A 16,483-nucleotide genomic window follows, 5' to 3' on the forward strand; every position below is an offset into this window, starting at 1 on the left:
GCGCCGGTCACCCGGCCGGGGCGACCCGCCACGGCGCGGCCCCGTCGCGGATCCGGAGCACGGCCCAGCCCCGTGCGGCCACGTCGAGTCCGGCGTCGGCCTCGCTCCCCGTCGTGAGGTCGTGTCCGGGCCCGGTGACCCGCACCGCGGCGGCGGAGTGGTTCAGCACGAACAGGTAGTCCGCCCGGGCGCCCCGGCGGCGCACGACCTCCACGAGGGGTGGGCAGCCCTCGACGACCGGGGAGACCCCCGCCTGCGCGCAGAGCCCGCGGAGCCAGCGGCGCAGCGAGTCCTCGACCAGGAACGTCGAGGCGTAGTGGGCGACGCCGCGACCCGTGGCGCACCGCGTGACGGCCGGGGCGCCGTCGAGCTCCCCGCCGCGGTAGCGCGCCACCACCTCGGCGCCGTCGAGGTCGACGACCTCGCTCCACACGGTGCCGGTGAGCTCGCCGTCCCCGTATTCGAGGACGACCTGCTCTCCCGCACCCAGCGGGTGCAGCTCCTCCACGCGGACACCCAGCAGGTCCCGCAGGCGCCCGGGGTACCCGCCGGGCACGACGTGCAGGTGCTCGTCGGCGTACCCGGTGAAGGGCCAGACGGCGAGGTGCCCGCCGCCGCTCACGTGGGCGCGCAGGCGCTCCACCGCGGCGTCGCCGAGGGCGAACATGCTCGGCACGAGGACCAGGCGGTAGCGGGAGAGGTCCGCGTCCGGGGCGACGAAGTCCACCGCGAACCCCTCCTGCCACAGCGCCCGGTGGGCGGCGCGCACGGTGGCTGAGTAGTCGAGGTCGTCGCTGGGCAGCTGGTGGGTGTCCGTGGCCCACCAGCCCTCCGCGTGCCACACGACCGCCACGTCGGCGAGGACCAGCGGCCCGTCGGCCGGAGCTCCGGCCACCTCGGCGATGGACTCCAGGACCCGGCCCAGCTGCTCGAAGCCCCGGAACGAGCGGGACTCCGCTCCGGCGTGGGGGACGATCCCGCCGTGCCACGCCTCCGACCCGGCCAGCGGTGCGCGCCACTGGAAGAACAGCGCGCCCTGCGAACCCCGGGCGACGTAGGACAGCGAGTTGCGCACGACCCGGTCGGGTTCCTTGTGGGCGCGGCGGCCCGGCAGGGACGAGCTCGTGCTGCTCTGCTCCATGAGCAGCCACGGCCCGCCACCGGCCCAGGAGCGGGTGAGGTCCCCGCCGTAGGCGGCGTGGGTCTCCCCGTCCGGGCCCGTCGTGTCGAGGTAGTGGTCCACCGAGACGAGGTCCAGCTCGGCCGACCAGCCCCACTGCTCCAGGTGGTTCCAGGAGGGCAGCATGAAGTTGGTCGTGACGGGGGCCGGCGACCCGGTGGCCCGGATGACGTCGCGCTGCTCGCGCAGCGCGTCCAGCATCTCGTCGGAGGAGAACCGCTTGAAGTCCAGCGCGTGCGTCGGGTTCGCCAGGTACTGGGTCCGCCGTGGCGGCAGGACGTCCTCCCAGGAGGAGTAGCCCTGCGACCAGAACGCGGTGTACCAGCGTCGGTTCAGCTCCTCGAGCGTCCCGTAGCGCCGTCGCAGCCACCGGCGGAACGCGGCGGCCGCGTGCTCGCCGTGGTCGAGCGTCCCGTACTCGTTGTGCACGTGCCACGCGATGAGCGCCGGGTGGTCGCCGTAGCGAGCGGCCAGTTCCCCGGCGATCGCCCGGCACGCGTCGCGGTAGGCGGGGGCGCTCACCGCGTAGGTGTCGCGGCTGCCGTGGACGAGCGACCGGCCGTCGGCGTCGACGGGCATCGCGTCGGGGTGGGCACGGGTGAACCACGGGGGAGGGGAGGCCGTCGGCGTCGCGAGCACGACGCCGATGCCGCCCTCGTGCAGGGTCGCCAGGACGCGGTCCAGCCAGCCGAAGTCGTAGGTCCCCTCCGACGGCTCGAGCAGCGCCCAGGAGAACACCCCGACGGTGGCGGCGTTGACCCCCGCCCGCCGCATGAGGGCGACGTCCTGCGCCCACACCTCCTCCGGCCACTGCTCGGGGTTGTAGTCGCCGCCGAACAGGAACCGGTCGGTGCCGAGCCGCCGCGCGGGCCGAGCGCTCGCGTGCTGCGCCGTCATCCCTTGAGCCCTCCGCTGATCAGGTCCATGCGCCAGAAGCGCTGCAGGAAGAGCAACATGGCGATCAGCGGCACGATCGACACGGCGGCACCCACGATGGCCAGCGTGTACAGCGCCGGTTCGCCGGAGCCCTTCGCCAGCAGGGAGTACAGGCCGACCGTGAGCGGGTACCGGCGCTCGTCGGACAGCATCACGAAGGGCAGCAGGAAGTTGTTCCAGGCGCCGACGAACTGCAGCATGAAGACGGTGACCATGCCGGGCAGCAGCATGGGCAGGGCGACCGCGCGGAAGGTGCGCCACTCGCTCGCGCCGTCGATGCGCGCGGCCTCCACGACCTCGTCGGGCACGGCGGCCAGGGCGTAGACGCGGCACAGGTAGATGCCGAACGGCGAGATGATCGACGGGAGCAGGACCGACCAGTAGCTCCCGGCGAGACCGATCTTCGTCATGAGCAGGTACTGCGGGATCGCCAGCGTGATGCCGGGGAGCAGGACCCCGCCGAGGATCGCCAGGAAGACGGCGTCCCGGCCGGGGAACCGGTACTTCGCCAGGGCGTACCCCGCCATGGTCGAGACCAGGGTCGACAGCACCGATCCGATCCCGGCGTACACGAGGCTGTTGAGGCTCCAGAGCAGGAACTGCCCGTCCCCGTAGGCGAAGAGGGCACGCAAGTTGTCCAGCAGGCCGGTGCCCGGGGCGAAGGTGAACGTCGAGAACAGCTCGCCGGGGGACTTGCTCGACGCGACGAGGACCCAGGCGACGGGGACGAGGCAGTAGACCGCCCCGAGCACGAGGATCGCGGTGGGCACGACCTTCGCCTGCCGCGGCGGCCTCGCGGGGGCGCGGTGCGGCGCGGTCACGACGGGGCTCACCGCGGAGTCCAGGGCGCTCATCAGGCGTCCCCGAACGCGCGGCGCTGCGCGAGGCGCAGGAGGACGACGGAGACCAGGAGGGTGCCCACCGCCAGCAGCACGGAGGCGGCCGCGGCGAGCGGGAGGTCGTCGCGGGTGAAGGCGTCGCGGTAGATCGTCATGAGGGGTACCCAGGTCTGCGAGATGGACGTGGTCATGGGGCGCAACGTCGTGGGTTCCCCGTAGACCTGCAGGGTGCCGATGAGGGCGAACAGCGCCGTCAGCACGATGGCCGGGGCGACGAGGGGCACCTTCACGCGCACGGCGATCTGCAGCTCGGAGGCGCCGTCGAGGCGGGCCGCCTCGTGCAGCTCGGCGGGGATCCCGCGCAGCGACGTGTAGATGATGATCATGTTGAAGCCGACCCCGCCCCAGATCGCGATGTTCGCGACCGAGCCGTACAGGGTCGAGCCGGACAGGAACGGGATCGTGCCGAGGCCCAGGGCTTGCGTGACGTCGCTGATCGGGCTCGTCGTCGGCAGGTACAGGAAGCCCCACAGGAGGGAAGCGATGACGCCCGGCACGGCGTAGGGGATGAAGATGGCCGTGCGGGAGAAGCGCTTGGCGGTGGTCGTCGTGGCGTCCAGCAGCAGCGCGAACACCAGGGCGAGGCCCAGGGTGAGGGGCACGGCGATCACGCCGTAGGCCAGCAGCCGCCCGAAGCCCTCCAGGAAGTCGGTGCTGGTCAGCGCGGTGACGTAGTTGTCCAGCCCGATGAACGTCTCCTCGCGGCGGCCGAAGGGCCCCGCCCCGCTGACCCGCAACCCCCGCAGGCTCAGGTAGACCGCGTACCCGATCGGCACGAGGAGGAAGACGACGAACAGGACGAGGGCGGGGGCCAGGAACAGGTAGGGGGCGACGGGACGGCGCCCGGGCCGTCCGGCCCCCGCACGGGCGCGGGGGCCGGCCGCCGTGGCGGTGGTGGGGCTCATCAGCCGGCGCTGACGGTGAAGCCGGACTTCTCCATGTCGGCCACGACCGCCTCCTGCACGGTGGCGAGCGCGTCGATGAACGACGTGCGGTTGGTCACGGCGTCGTTGAACGCGTCCTGGAAGGCGCTGTTGGCCACGTTGACGTTCGGGCCCCAGCTGACCTCGGGCACCGTGTTGCTCGAGATGCGCTGCGCGACCTGCCAGTAGTCCGCCTGCTGCGGCGACTGGACGGGAGGATCGCTCTTCAGCGTCAGCTCCTGACCGTCGAGCGACGCCGGGTACTGACCGGCGCTGATCTGGGCCGCCGACCCCTCGGGGCTCGTGTTGATCCACGCGGCGAACTCCGCAGCCTGCTCCGCGTGCTTCGACGACGTCGTCACGACGACGGCCGAGCCGCCCTGGAAGGACACGGCCGAGTCGCCCGCCTTCCACTGCGGGACGGGCGCGAGGGCCCAGTCCCCGGCCTGCTCGGGCACGACGCCGTTGATGACGCCGTTGGCCCACAGCGCCGCCGGCCAGGAGAGGACCTTGCCCGCGGCGAGCTTCGCGTTCCACTCCGGCGTGAGCAGGGGCTCGGCGTCGACGACCCCGCGGTCGACGAGGTCCTGCCAGTAGGCGGCGACCTCGCGGGAGGCGGCGTCGTCGATGGACACCGTCCACTTCTCGCCGTCCACCGTCCACCACTGCGCACCCGCCTGCTGCGCCATGGCGGCGAAGCCGCCGAACTCCGCCGGGGCGAAGGTCGCGAGCGTGGACCCGGGGTCCGCGGCGCGCACCGCCTCGGCGGCCGTGGCGAACTCCGCCCAGGTCGTCGGCACCGCGATGCCCAGCTCGGTGAACCGCTTCTGGTTGTAGGCCAGGGCCTGCGGGCCGACGTCCTGGGGGATCCCGTAGACGGCCCCGTCGAACTCGACCTGGCTCCACACGCCCGGGGTGAACTGCGCCTTCGCGTCGGAGGCGAAGCTGCTGATGTCCGCGGCGACGCCGCCGACGATCATCGCCGGCAGCGTGTCGTACTGCACCACGGCGACGTCGGGGGCGTTCTTCGCCCGGGTGGCCGTGAGCAGCTTCGCGCTGGACTCCGTCGAGCCGCCCGCGTCGGTCTTGCGGACCTGGACGTCGGGGTGGGCCTCGTTCCAGGCCGCGACCATGCCGTCCTGCGCCGTGCCCCAGCCCCAGTAGGTCAGGGTGACGGGCCCGCCGTCCTCGCTGCTGCTGCTGCTGTCGCCCTTCGAGCAGGCGTTGAGCGTGAGCGCCAAGCCTGCCGCAGCGGTGGCCGCCGCGAAGGTCCTCCTGCGCATGTCCGTCTCCTTCGACGTGGGGGGATGCCGTCCGCACTGAATCGAAGCGCTTCGACGACGAATGCCGAGAGCTTCTTCGCCCTCACGCGCCGTTGTCAAGTGCTCCCCCCGCGACGCTCCGGTTCTGGCGCCGTGGCCTCCCCGGCGGCCGGCGTCCGACAGGATGGGTCGGTCCCGGGTAGCGGTGAGCGGGCAGCGGTGATCAGGAGGTGGGATGGCGACGATCAGCGACGTCGCGCGGTCGGCGGGGGTCTCGCTCAGCACGGTGTCGTACGTGCTGAGCGGCAAGCGGTCGATCTCCGAGCCCACCCGCACCCGCGTCCTGGACGCCGTCGCCCTCCTCGGCTACCGGCCCAACGCCGGGGCCCGGGCGCTGGCGTCGGCCTCGAACCGCACGGGCGTCATCGGCCTCGTCGTCCCCCTGCACGAGGACGCCGACGTGAACGTCGTCATGCAGTTCGTGCGGGCGGTGACCACGACCGCCCGGCGCCACGAGGCCGACGTCCTCCTGCTCACCCAGGAGGACTCCGCGGGCCTCGAGCGGGTGACCGCCACCGCCCTGGTCGACGGGCTGGTCGTCCTGGACATCGCGGTCGACGACCCCCGGATCCCGCTGCTCGCGGGCCTCGGGCGCCCGGTCGTGCTCATCGGCCTGCCCCGCGAGACGCAGGGACTGTCCTGCGTGGACTTCGACTTCGCGCTCGCGGCCCGCACCGCCGTGGACCACCTGGCCCGGCTGGGGCACACCAGCATCGGCCTCGTCAGCTCGAGCACGTCGTCGGTGCACCAGGCCGGCTACGCCGACCGGCTGCAGGCCGGCTTCCTCGAGCAGGCCGCGGCCGCGGGAGTCCGGGTCGCGACCCAGTCCTGCGACCCCACCGCGGCGGCGGCGCGGACGTGCCTGGCCGGCCTGCGCGCGCAGCGACCCGACCTGACCGCGCTGGTGGTCCACCACGAGGCGGCGCTGCCGCACCTGGTCTCGGCCCTGGGCGAGCAGGGCGTCCGCATCCCCCGGGACCTGTCGCTGGTCAGCGTCGGCGCCGCCGGCGCGGCCGCGGGGTTGCCGCAGCCGGTGGACGTCGTGGAGGTGCCCGTCGGGGAGATGGGCCGGGTCGCCGTCGAGATGCTCTCCGCGCGGATCTCCGGCGCCGGCACCGCCGAGGTGCGGCTGCTGTCCTCCCCGCTGGTCACCCAGGGCGGGAGCGCGCCGGCGTCCTGACCCCTCGCGGGGAGCCCGGCCCGGCGGCTCAGTCGTCCGCTGCCTCCTCCGGCCCGCCCGGCTGCCGCGCGGGGCAGGTCAGCTCCAGCATGTCGGCCAGGCGCCACGCCTCGACGACGCTCAGGTGCAGCCCCATCTCCCGGTGGGTGCCCAGGCCCGAGTAGATGGCCACGCCGGACAGGTCCGGCTCGTGGCCGTCGTCGTCCAGGACGCTGAGGCAGAGCCAGGGCTTCACGCCGGGGCGGAAGTGGGCCAGCCGCATGGGCGGCAGGGTCCGCGCACCGGTGAGGTAGGGCAGGAGCATCCGCACGTAGTCGAGGTCGTAGACCTCGGTGCGCCCGTCGGCGCGCAGGATGACGTCTCTACCCCGGATGGTCACGGACTCGGCGGCGGTGGCCCCTAGCTGCACGCCTCCAGTCTGCGGACCCGGCCGCCGAGATGGCGACGAGGGCTTGGTCACAGCCGTCCCGGTCAGGCGTCCCGGTCAGCCGTCCCGATCAGGCCGCGCCGGCCAGGTGGTCCAGCACGGCGATCCACTCGGCGGCCGGCAGGTCGTCGCGGTCCAGCCCGAGGAGGACCGCGTCGCGGACCTCCCGGGCGCGGGGGGCGCCCGAGGCCCCGCCGACCCGCTGCACGGACAGGGACGCGGTGACGACGGCGAAGGCGGTGCAGGTGCGCAGGTCCCAGCCGGCGACGTGCCCTCCGCAGAAGGCGGCGACGAAGCAGTCGCCGGCCCCCGTCGGGTCCACGGCGGTCGTGGGCGGCGCCATCACCTCGCAGCGCTCACCGGTGGCGCTGTCCAGCGCGAGCGCTCCCCGGGCTCCGCGGGTGACGACGACGAGGGGCGTGCGCTCGGCGAGAGCGTCCAGGGCGGCGTCGACGTCGTCCGCGCGGGTGTAGAGCAGCGCTTCGTCCTCGTTGGGCACGAAGGCGTCGACCTCCGCGAGCGCGTCCAGCACGGACGGCGCCCACCGGCCGGTCTCGTCCCACCCCACCCCGCCGACGACGACGGTCCCGGCCCGGCGCAGGTCGCGGACCCAGGCCGGGACGCCCTCGGCGACGCCCACGTGACACGCCGCGACCGGGGGCAGCGGGGTGGGGAGGGTGTCGGACAGCCAGGTGCCGCGCTCCTCGTAGGTGACGAAGCTGCGGTCGACGCCGTCGGTCAGGGCCACCGTGACGGCCGTGCGGGCCTCCGGCAGCACCGTCAGCCAGTCCAGCCGGAGTCGGGCCTCGGCGGCGAGGCGGTCCAGGACGGCGGTGCCGAAGAGGTCGCGGCCGACGGCGCCGACGAGGGCGGTCCCGAACCCGAGGCGGGCGCCGGCCACGGCCCGGGTGGCGGTGCCGCCGGGGGTGACGGCGAGGCCGTCGGCGAACACCTCGGCGCCCGGGGCCGGGGCCTGGACGCCGGACATCACCAGGTCGCAGAACACCCGGCCGCCGAAGACGAGGTCGAGGTCGGTCAAGGGTCCTCCTGGTGCGCACTGGATGATCGATCGTGCAAGGACGTCCGTGACAGACTAGCCAGAGATGCGCGATCGGTCATAGGCTCTCTGCGTGATCGAGCAGAGTGGGTGCGGGGCGTGAAGCTGGCGATCCTGGGTGGCGGTGGTTTCCGGACCCCGTTCGTGTGGCAGGCCCTGCTGCGCGACCAGGGGTCCCCGCGCATCACGAGCGTCACCCTCCAGGACACCAGCGAGCAGCGCCTGGCCGGAATGCGGGCCGTGCTGGAGCAGCTGGCGGAGGGGTTCGGGGAACCCCCGGTGCTGCGGACCACCACCAGCCTGGACGCCGCCCTCGAGGGCAGCGACTTCGTGTTCTCGGCCGTGCGCGTCGGTGGCCTCGCCGGCCGCTGCGCCGACGAGCGGGTGGCGCTCGACCTCGGGGTCCTGGGGCAGGAGACGACCGGACCCGGGGGCCTGGCCTACGCGCTGCGCACCGTGCCGTTCATGGTGGACGTCGCCGAGCGCGTCGAGCGGCTGGCCCCCAGCGCCTACGTCCTGAACTTCACCAACCCCGCGGGCATCATCACCGAGGCCATGCAGGGCGTCCTGGGTGACAGGGTCCTCGGCATCTGCGACACCCCCTCCGGCCTCGGCCGCCGCGTCGCCCTCCTGCTGGGCCACGACCCCGACCACGCCCGGCTGGACTACGTGGGCCTGAACCACCTCGGCTGGCTGCGCCGCGTCGTCGTCGGCGGCCGGGACGTCCTGCCGGACCTGCTCGGCGACGACGGCCTGCTCGCCCACCTGGAGGAGCAGCACGTCTTCGGCGCCCCCTGGCTGAGGTCCCTCGGGTCCGTGCCCAACGAGTACCTCTACTACTGGTACCGCAACGTCGAGGCCGTCGCCCGCATCCGGGAGTCGGCCATGACCCGCGGGGAGTTCCTGCTCAAGACCCAGGGCGAGTTCTTCGACCAGCTCCCCTCGGCCGGCCGCGGTGCCGCGCAGCTCTGGCGGGACACCGTCCTGGACCGCAGCGCCAGCTACATGGCCGAGGCCAAGGGCGGTGAGCAGGGTGCTCCGGAGAACCCCGAACCCCCGGAGACCGATCCGTCGCAGCAGGGCTACGCGGGGGTGGCTCTCGCCGTCATGGCCGCGATCAGCCGCGACGAGCCGTCCACCGCGATCCTCAACGTGCGCAACGGCAGCACCGTCGCCGGGCTGCCCGAGGACGCCGTCGTCGAGGTGCCCGTCGCCGTCGACGGCAGCGGGGTGCGGCCCTTCGCCACCCCCGCGCCCGACCTGCACCAGCTCGGCCTCATGCAGCAGGTCAAGGCCGTCGAGCGCCACGTCATCGCCGCCGCGCTGCACGGCGACAGGTCCGAGGCGCTGCTGGCGTTCGCGACGCACCCCCTGGTGCGCTCGGTGGACGTCGCCGAGAAGCTCCTCGCCGGGTACGTCGAACGGATCCCGGAGGTGGCGGCCGTGTTCGACCGGTCCGCCACCCGCCCGTCCTCCCGCCCCTGACCCCCCGCTCGCCCCGACGCCCCGCGCGCCACCCCCGAACGAGGAGAACCCCGTGCACGACGACCGCTCCCTGGTGGAGGGCCGCGTCCGCCGCGTCCTGACCCACCGCATCCGTCCCGCCGTGCACTCGCACCGGGTCCCGCTGAGCCTCACCGCGTGGCTGGTGCCCGACGAGCCGGTGCCCGCGGGCGAGGCCGTCGCGGCGCTGGAGCAGGGGGCGTTCGGCGAGTTCGCCGTCGGCACCACGTGGGGCCGGCCCTGGTCGACCACCTGGGTCCGCGCCCACGGCGAGGTGCCCGCCGAGTGGGCCGGCCGCCGCGTCGAGGCGCACTTCGACCTCGGCTTCGTCGGCGACTGGCCCGGCAACCAGGCCGAGGCCCTGGTCCACTCCCTGGACGGCATCCCGATCAAGGGCGTCGCCCCGGACAACCAGGTCGTCCCCGTGGTCCGCGTCGCCGAGGGCGGTGAGGTCGTCGACCTGCTGCTGGAGATGGCCGCGAACCCCGACGTCATGGCCGACGACATGAAGCCGACCCCGCTGGGGGACAAGGCGACCGCGGGGCAGGCGCACCTCTACACCATGAAGGTGGCCGACCTCGTCGTCCTCGACGAGGAGGTCTGGATGCTGGCGGTGGACGTCGAGGTCCTCGACGACCTCATGCGCCACCTGCCCGCGTCCGAACCCCGCCGGTACGAGATCGCCCGCGCGCTGGACCGCGCCCTGGACGCCCTGGACCTCGACGACGTCTCGGGATCGGCCTCCGCCGCGCGCGCCGAGCTGGTCGACGTCCTGTCCTCCCCGGCCGTGCGCAGCGCGCACACGCTCTCCTCGGTCGGGCACGCCCACATCGACTCCGCCTGGTTGTGGCCGCTGCGCGAGACCGAGCGCAAGACGTCGCGGACGTTCGCCAACGTGACCGCGCTGGCGCAGGAGTACCCCGAGCTCGTCTTCGCCTGCTCGCAGGCCCAGCAGTACGCGTGGGTCAAGGAGCGCTCGCCGGAGGTCTACGCCCGCATGCAGGCCGCGGCGCGCGCCGGCCAGTGGGTCCCGGTCGGCGGCATGTGGGTCGAGGCGGACGGGAACCTACCCGGCGGCGAGGCGCTGGTCCGCCAGTTCCTCACCGGCAAGGCCTTCTTCCGCGACGAGTTCGACGTCGACTGCAAGGGCGTGTGGCTGCCGGACTCCTTCGGGTACTCGGGTGCCTACCCGCAGATCGCGCGGCTGGCCGGGATGGACTGGTTCCTCACCCAGAAGATCTCCTGGAACCAGACGAACGCCTTCCCGCACCACACCTTCCGCTGGGAGGGCATCGACGGGACGCAGATCTTCACGCACTTCCCGCCCGTCGACACCTACAACGCGATCTTCTCCGCCGAGGAGCTGACGCACGCGGTGGAGAACTACTCCGAGAAGGGCCGCGGGACCCGCTCGCTGGCCCCCTTCGGCCACGGCGACGGCGGTGGCGGCCCCACGCGCGAGATGCTCGAGCGCGCCCGCCGCTTCGCCGACCTCGAGGGCTCGCCCAAGGTCGTGATCCAGGACCCGAACGTGTTCTTCGCCGAGGCCGAGGCGGAGTACCCGGCCGCGCCGGTGTGGAGCGGTGAGCTCTACCTCGAGCTGCACCGCGCGACCTACACCAGCCAGGCCCGCACCAAGTCCGGCAACCGCCGCAGCGAGCACCTGCTGCGCGAGGCGGAGCTGTGGGCGACGACGGCCGCGCTGAACGCGCCGTCCTACGCCTACCCGCACGCCGAGCTGGACCGGTTGTGGAAGACCGTCCTGCTGCACCAGTTCCACGACATCCTGCCGGGGTCCTCGATCGCCTGGGTGCACCGGGAGGCCGAGCAGACCTACGCCGCCGTGCGCGCGGACCTCGAGGCCCTCGTGGCCGAGGCCGTCGCCGCCCTGGGCACCGGCCACCGGGTCGTCCTGAACACCGCGCCGCACGAGCGCACCGAGGTCCTCGAGGCCGACGGGCGCACGCTGCTGGTCCGGGTGCCCGCTTCTGGCGCCGCGGCGCTGGCGGAGACCACCGGGGAGGTCGCGGGCGTGAGCGCGGAACCGCGCGACGGCGGGTTCGTCCTGGCCAACGGGAGGATCACCGTGGTCGTCGACGCCGACGGGCTGCTGGCCTCCGTCGTCGACGAGGTGGCCGACCGCGAGGTCCTGGCCCCCGGGGGCCGCGGGAACCTCCTGCAGCTGCACACCGACTTCCCGAACAGCTGGGACGCCTGGGACGTCGACCAGCACTACCGCAACCGGGTCGTCGACCTGGTCGCGGCCGACGAGGTCACCCTCGTCGAGCCGGGGCCGCTGCGCGCCCGGGTCCGCGTGGTCCGCACCGTCCGCGCCTCGCGCATCGTGCAGGAGTACGTCCTGGCCGCCGGCTCGGACCGGCTCGACGTGCGCACCGAGATCGACTGGCACGAGCAGGAGAAGTTCCTCAAGGCGAGCTTCCCGCTGGACCTGCACGCCGCGGTCAGCTCCTCGGAGATCCAGTTCGGCCACGTGCAGCGCGCGACGCACACGAACACCAGCTGGGACCACGCCCGGTTCGAGACGGCCGCGCACCGCTGGGTCCACGTCGCCGAACCCGGGTACGGGGTGGCCGTCGTCAACGACTCCACGTACGGCCACGACACCACCCGCGCCTCCCGCGAGGACGGCGGGACGACCACCACCGTCCGGCTCTCGCTGGTCCGCGGGCCGCGGATGCCCGATCCCGAGGCCGACCAGGGCCGGCACGCGATGTCGTACTCCCTGGTGCCCGGCGCCGGGATCGACGGCGCCGTCCGCTCCGGCTACGACGTGAACCTCCCGCTGCGCGTCGTCGACGGCCCGGAGCAGGCCCCGGCCGCGCCCGTGACCGTCACCGGCTCCGGGGCGACCCTCGAGGCCGTGAAGCTGGCCCAGGACGGCTCCGGCGACGTGGTCGTGCGCGTCTACGAGGCCTGGGGCGCGCGCGCCCAGGGCGTCCTGCGCACCTCGTTCCCGCTGGCCGAGGTCACGGTCGTCGACCTCATGGAGGAGCCCGCCGAGGCGGGCTCCGCCGCCGCCCGCGGGTACGCCGCCCAGCACGACGACGGGTCCGTGGGCTTCGCCCTGCGCCCGTTCCAGATCCTGACCCTGCGGCTGCGCCGGGCGTGAACGCGGCGGAGGGCGTCTGGTCCGACCCCGAGCACGTCGGTCGCCGTCGGGAACCGGTCGGCACCCTGCGCCGCGCCGTCCCCGACGACGGGGCGACCTGCCTGGACCTCGACGGCGACTGGGACTTCCAGCTGCTGGCGACCCCCCGGGACCGCCCGGGGACGCGGTGGTCGACGGCCCGCGTCCCCGGGTGCTGGACCACCGAACCCGGCCTGTGGGGCGAGGTCCCCGACCCGCCCTGGTACACCGGCGACCAGATGCCGTGGCCGGACCTGCCCCCGCTCCCGCCGACGGCGCACAACCCCACCGGCGTCCACGCCCGCGACGTCAGCGTCCCGGCCGGGTGGGCCGGGCAGCGGGTGGTGCTGCACGTCGGCGCCGCCGAGAGCGTGCTGCTGGTGCGCGTCGACGGCCACGACGTCGGGTCGAGCACCGACTCGCACCTGGCCGCGGAGTTCGACGTCACCGCGTGGGCGCCACCCGGGACGACGGTGCGCATGGAGCTCACCGTCGTGAAGTGGTCGGCCGCGACGTTCGTGGAGGACCAGGACCAGTGGTGGCACGGCGGGATCACCCGCTCCGTGCGGCTGTTCACCCGTCCCGTCCTGCACCTGTCCGACGTCCGGACCGTCGCGGGGGCCGACGGTGCGCTGCGCGTCGACGTCCGGGTCGGCACCGACGAGGGCCGGCTCACCGACGGCTGGCGCGTCGCCGCCCGCCTCGGCGGCACGGAGCTCGCCTTCGACGCCGCGGCGCACGCGCGCGACCTCGAGGACGAGCGGATCTCCCTGTACCGAGGACGGGCCCGGTTCACGGGGGAGTTCGCCGGCATCGCGACGTGGACGGCCGAGACGCCTGCGCTGCACGACCTCACGGTCGAGCTGCGCGACCCCGCCGGCGCGCTCGTCGACGCCGTGGTCCAGCGGGTGGGGTTCCGCACCGTCGAGGTCGTCGGTCCCGACCTGCTGGTCAACGGCCGCCGCATCTTCGTGCGCGGGGTCAACCGCCACGACCGCGACCCGCTCACCGGCCGGGTCGTGACCGCGCAGGCCGTGCGCGAGGAGCTCCTGACCCTCAAGCGGTTCGGGTTCAACGCCGTCCGCACCTCGCACTACCCCAACGACCCGGTGCTCTACGACCTCACCGACGAGCTGGGGTTCTACGTCGTCGACGAGGCGAACGTCGAGTCCCACGCGTGGGCCCACGAGATCTCCGACGACCCCGCCTACCTGCCCGCGTTCACCCAGCGGGTCGCGCGGATGGTGCGCCGGGACCGCAACCACCCCAGCGTCGTCATCTGGTCGCTGGGCAACGAGAGCGACCACGGCGCCAACCACGACGCCGTGGCGGCCTGGATCCGCAGCGACGACCCGACGCGCCCGCTGCAGTACGAGGGCGCCATCAAGGACGACTGGTACGCCGGGGCGGCGGCCAGCGACCTCGTCTGCCCCATGTACGCCCACCTCGACCAGCTGGTCGCGTACGCGGAGGCCGGCCCGCTGCGCCCGGTCGTCCAGTGCGAGTACTCCCACGCCATGGGCAACTCCAACGGGTCGCTGGCCGAGTACTGGGCGGCCATCGAGTCGCTGCCCGGGCTGCAGGGCGGGTTCGTCTGGGAGTTCGCCGACCACGGCATCCTGCAGCGCACCGACGACGGCCTGCCCGCGGGCCGGGCCGGGGCGGGGATGTTCGCCGACGGCGTCCCGGCGCCGGGCTACCGCTGGGCCTCCGGCGGCGACTTCGGCGACACCCCCAACGACGGCGCGTTCTGCCTGGACGGCATGACGTTCCCGGACGGGACCCCGAAGCCGGCGATGTTCGAGCACCGCGAGCTCAGCTCCCCGGTGCGGCTCTCGCTGCAGGACGGCGGGCTGCGGGTCCGCAACGCCCTCGACGTCCTGGACCTGGCCCACCTGCGGGGCGAGTGGCGGCTGGAGGCCACCGACGGCACCGCGCTGCGCGTCGCGGCCGAGCTGCCGGCGCTGGCGGCGGGGGAGAGCGCCGTCGTGGCGCTGCCCGCGGAGCTGGCGGCGGCCGGCACGGGGGAGCGGTGGCTGCAGCTGGTCGTCACCCAGGCCGCCGCCACCGCGTGGGCCCCGGCCGGCGCGGAGGTCAGCCGGCCGTGCGTGCGGCTGCCGGACCGGCCCGCCGCGGTCCGGACGACCTCGACGGCCGCAGCGGTCCCCGTCGTCGTCGACGACCGCGGGCAGCTGGTGCTCGCGGGCCTCGCCGGCCGTCCCGAGCTGACGCTGTGGCGCGACCCCACCGACAACGACGTGATCGCCGGGGACGCCGCGCGGTGGACGGCCTGGGGCCTGGACACCGCCCGCCCGGTCGTGGAGTCCGTGCACGGCGACGGGGCGGCCACGGTCGTCGTGTCCCGGCTGAGCACGGGCGCCGGCGACGTCGTCCACACCCAGCGGTTCAGCACCGTCACCGGGACGGGCTCGACGGTCGTCCTGCACGGCGAGGACACCGTCGAGGTGCCGGCGGGGCTGGACGACCTGCCGCGCATCGGCCTGCGGATCGCCCTCGCCGGGGACGCCGCGACGGTGCGCTGGTTCGGCGCGGGGCCGTGGGAGACCTACCCCGACCGCTGCACCGCGCCGACGGGCTGGCACGAGCGGCCCGTGGACGACCTCGCGGTGCCGTACGTGCGGCCGCAGGAGAACGGCGGGCGGACGGGAGTGCGGGAGGTCCTGCTCGGCGAGGCGGCGGACGGCCTGCGCCTCGGGTTCGCGCAGCCGGTGCTGATGACCCTCGCGCGCCGAGGCGGGCTGGAGCTGACGGCCGACGTCCGCCACCGCGGTCTCGGCTCGGCCTCCTGCGGCCCGAATGGGCTGCCGCAGTTCCGGATCGTCCCCGGCACGCACACCTGGGCCTGGACGGTGTCGCACGGTCACGGGGCCGTGCGGTGAAGCTCCTGCTGATCGGCCTCGACGGGGTGCGGGCCGACCTCGCCCTGCCCGAGCTGGTCGCCGCCGACCCTGCGTTCGCGGCGCCGGACCACCCGGGCGATCCCCGCTTCAGCGCCCCCGGTGGGCCGGGCGCCGCGTTCGGGACGCCCCCGGCGACGCCGGTGGCCCCCACCCTGGCCCGCCTCGCGGCCGGGGGCCGGCTCGTCCCGGTGTGGATGACCCCGCCCACCGACTCCGGGCCGGGGTGGGCGTCGCTGCTGACCGGGACCACCCACGAGCAGAACGGCGTGTGGTGGAACGAGTTCGTCGGGCACCGGCTGGCCCGCTGCCCGGACCTGCTCTCACAGGTGTTCGCCGCCGACCCGCGGGCCCGCACCTTCGCGGCGTCCACGTGGCCGGCCCTGGTGGACGCCTCCGGTCCCGGCCCGGTCGTCCACCAGCGCCCCGACCAGCAGGTCGGCGGTCAGCACCAGCTCTTCGCCGGCACCGACGTGAGCGACGGCTGCCGCTCGGCCGACCGTCAGGTGACGACCCGGGCGGCCTGGGTCCTGAACCACGAGGGCCCGGACGCCGCGTTCGTCCACCTCGAGGGCGTGGACGAGGCCGGTCACCGCGCGGGGGCGGCCTCGGCCGGGTACCTCGCGGCGATCAGCGCCGTCGACGAGCACGTCCGCCACCTGGTCAAGGCCGTCGCCGAGCGCTTCGAGCAGCTCGGGGAGGACTGGCTCGTCGCCGTCACCACCGACCACGGCCACCGGGCCGAGGGCGGGCACGGCGAGGACGAGGTTCTGGTCCGCCGCTCGTTCCTGCTCCTGCACCGCCTCGGGGGACCGCTGCCGGCTCCCCTCGCCGCCCTCACGAGCCTGCGCAGCGAGCAGGTCACCCCGGCCCTGCTGGCCGCCGTGGGGGTGCGCCCGGCCTCGCTGGAGACCGACCACGAGGTGGGGGTGGTCCGCGACGTCGCCCCGGTGGGCCCGACGCGCGACCTGCGGTACGAGTGGTGAGCGC

At 74.4% G+C, this 16,483-nt stretch carries 11 protein-coding genes; 5 read left to right on the forward strand and 6 right to left on the reverse strand.

Annotated elements, in window-relative coordinates; translation table 11 throughout:
- Positions 1 to 7: 7 nt before the first annotated feature.
- The 4 genes from F1544_RS02410 to F1544_RS02425 are packed head-to-tail and all read right to left on the reverse strand — an operon-like array spanning position 8 to position 5,221.
- Positions 8 to 2,077 (reverse strand): beta-galactosidase, encoded by a 2,070-nt coding sequence (locus tag F1544_RS02410; RefSeq protein WP_167581697.1) that lies wholly within the window; start codon positions 2,075 to 2,077, stop codon positions 8 to 10.
- Positions 2,074 to 2,970, reverse strand: a complete 897-nt coding sequence (locus F1544_RS02415) for a carbohydrate ABC transporter permease (protein WP_167581700.1) — start codon at positions 2,968 to 2,970, stop codon at positions 2,074 to 2,076. Before F1544_RS02415 ends, F1544_RS02410 begins: the two co-directional genes overlap by 4 nt.
- Complete coding sequence (locus F1544_RS02420) at positions 2,970 to 3,920, reverse strand: carbohydrate ABC transporter permease (protein WP_167581703.1); 951 nt, start codon at positions 3,918 to 3,920, stop codon at positions 2,970 to 2,972. Before F1544_RS02420 ends, F1544_RS02415 begins: the two co-directional genes overlap by 1 nt.
- Positions 3,920 to 5,221: an extracellular solute-binding protein gene (locus F1544_RS02425; protein WP_167581712.1), complete on the reverse strand. Its 1,302-nt coding sequence runs from the start codon at positions 5,219 to 5,221 to the stop codon at positions 3,920 to 3,922. The genes F1544_RS02420 and F1544_RS02425 overlap by 1 nt, the downstream gene beginning before the upstream one ends.
- A 214-nt stretch (positions 5,222 to 5,435) precedes the next feature.
- Between F1544_RS02425 and F1544_RS02430 the strand changes: the two genes are divergently transcribed.
- Positions 5,436 to 6,440 (forward strand): LacI family DNA-binding transcriptional regulator, encoded by a 1,005-nt coding sequence (locus F1544_RS02430; RefSeq protein ID WP_167581715.1) that lies wholly within the window; start codon positions 5,436 to 5,438, stop codon positions 6,438 to 6,440.
- A gap of 28 nt (positions 6,441 to 6,468) precedes the next feature.
- On the opposite strand, the gene F1544_RS02435 is transcribed toward F1544_RS02430, so the two are convergent.
- Together F1544_RS02435 and F1544_RS02440 are read right to left on the reverse strand one after the other, a co-directional pair.
- The gene (locus tag F1544_RS02435) at positions 6,469 to 6,849 is read right to left on the reverse strand and encodes a hypothetical protein (RefSeq protein WP_167581718.1); all 381 of its coding nucleotides are present in this window, start codon (positions 6,847 to 6,849) and stop codon (positions 6,469 to 6,471) included.
- 88 nt (positions 6,850 to 6,937) lie between these two features.
- The gene (locus F1544_RS02440; protein WP_167581721.1) at positions 6,938 to 7,906 is read right to left on the reverse strand and encodes a PfkB family carbohydrate kinase; all 969 of its coding nucleotides are present in this window, start codon (positions 7,904 to 7,906) and stop codon (positions 6,938 to 6,940) included.
- A 117-nt stretch (positions 7,907 to 8,023) separates the two neighbouring features.
- On the opposite strand from F1544_RS02440, the gene F1544_RS02445 reads away from it, so the two are divergent.
- Genes F1544_RS02445 through F1544_RS25140 form a run of 4 tightly spaced genes read left to right on the forward strand, consistent with a single transcriptional unit; the run spans position 8,024 to position 16,479 of the window.
- On the forward strand, positions 8,024 to 9,409 hold the full coding sequence (locus F1544_RS02445) for a 6-phospho-beta-glucosidase (protein ID WP_167581724.1): 1,386 nt from the start codon (positions 8,024 to 8,026) through the stop codon (positions 9,407 to 9,409).
- Positions 9,410 to 9,461: 52 nt separating this feature from the next.
- Complete coding sequence (locus tag F1544_RS02450) at positions 9,462 to 12,557, forward strand: alpha-mannosidase (RefSeq protein ID WP_167581726.1); 3,096 nt, start codon at positions 9,462 to 9,464, stop codon at positions 12,555 to 12,557.
- Positions 12,554 to 15,475: a glycoside hydrolase family 2 TIM barrel-domain containing protein gene (locus F1544_RS02455; RefSeq protein ID WP_167581729.1), complete on the forward strand. Its 2,922-nt coding sequence runs from the start codon at positions 12,554 to 12,556 to the stop codon at positions 15,473 to 15,475. Before F1544_RS02450 ends, F1544_RS02455 begins: the two co-directional genes overlap by 4 nt.
- Positions 15,472 to 16,479 (forward strand): alkaline phosphatase family protein, encoded by a 1,008-nt coding sequence (locus F1544_RS25140; protein ID WP_167581731.1) that lies wholly within the window; start codon positions 15,472 to 15,474, stop codon positions 16,477 to 16,479. The genes F1544_RS02455 and F1544_RS25140 overlap by 4 nt, the downstream gene beginning before the upstream one ends.
- Positions 16,480 to 16,483 lie beyond the last annotated feature (4 nt).

This window comes from Kineococcus rubinsiae, assembly GCF_011839805.1.
GTDB lineage: Bacteria > Actinomycetota > Actinomycetes > Actinomycetales > Kineococcaceae > Kineococcus > Kineococcus rubinsiae.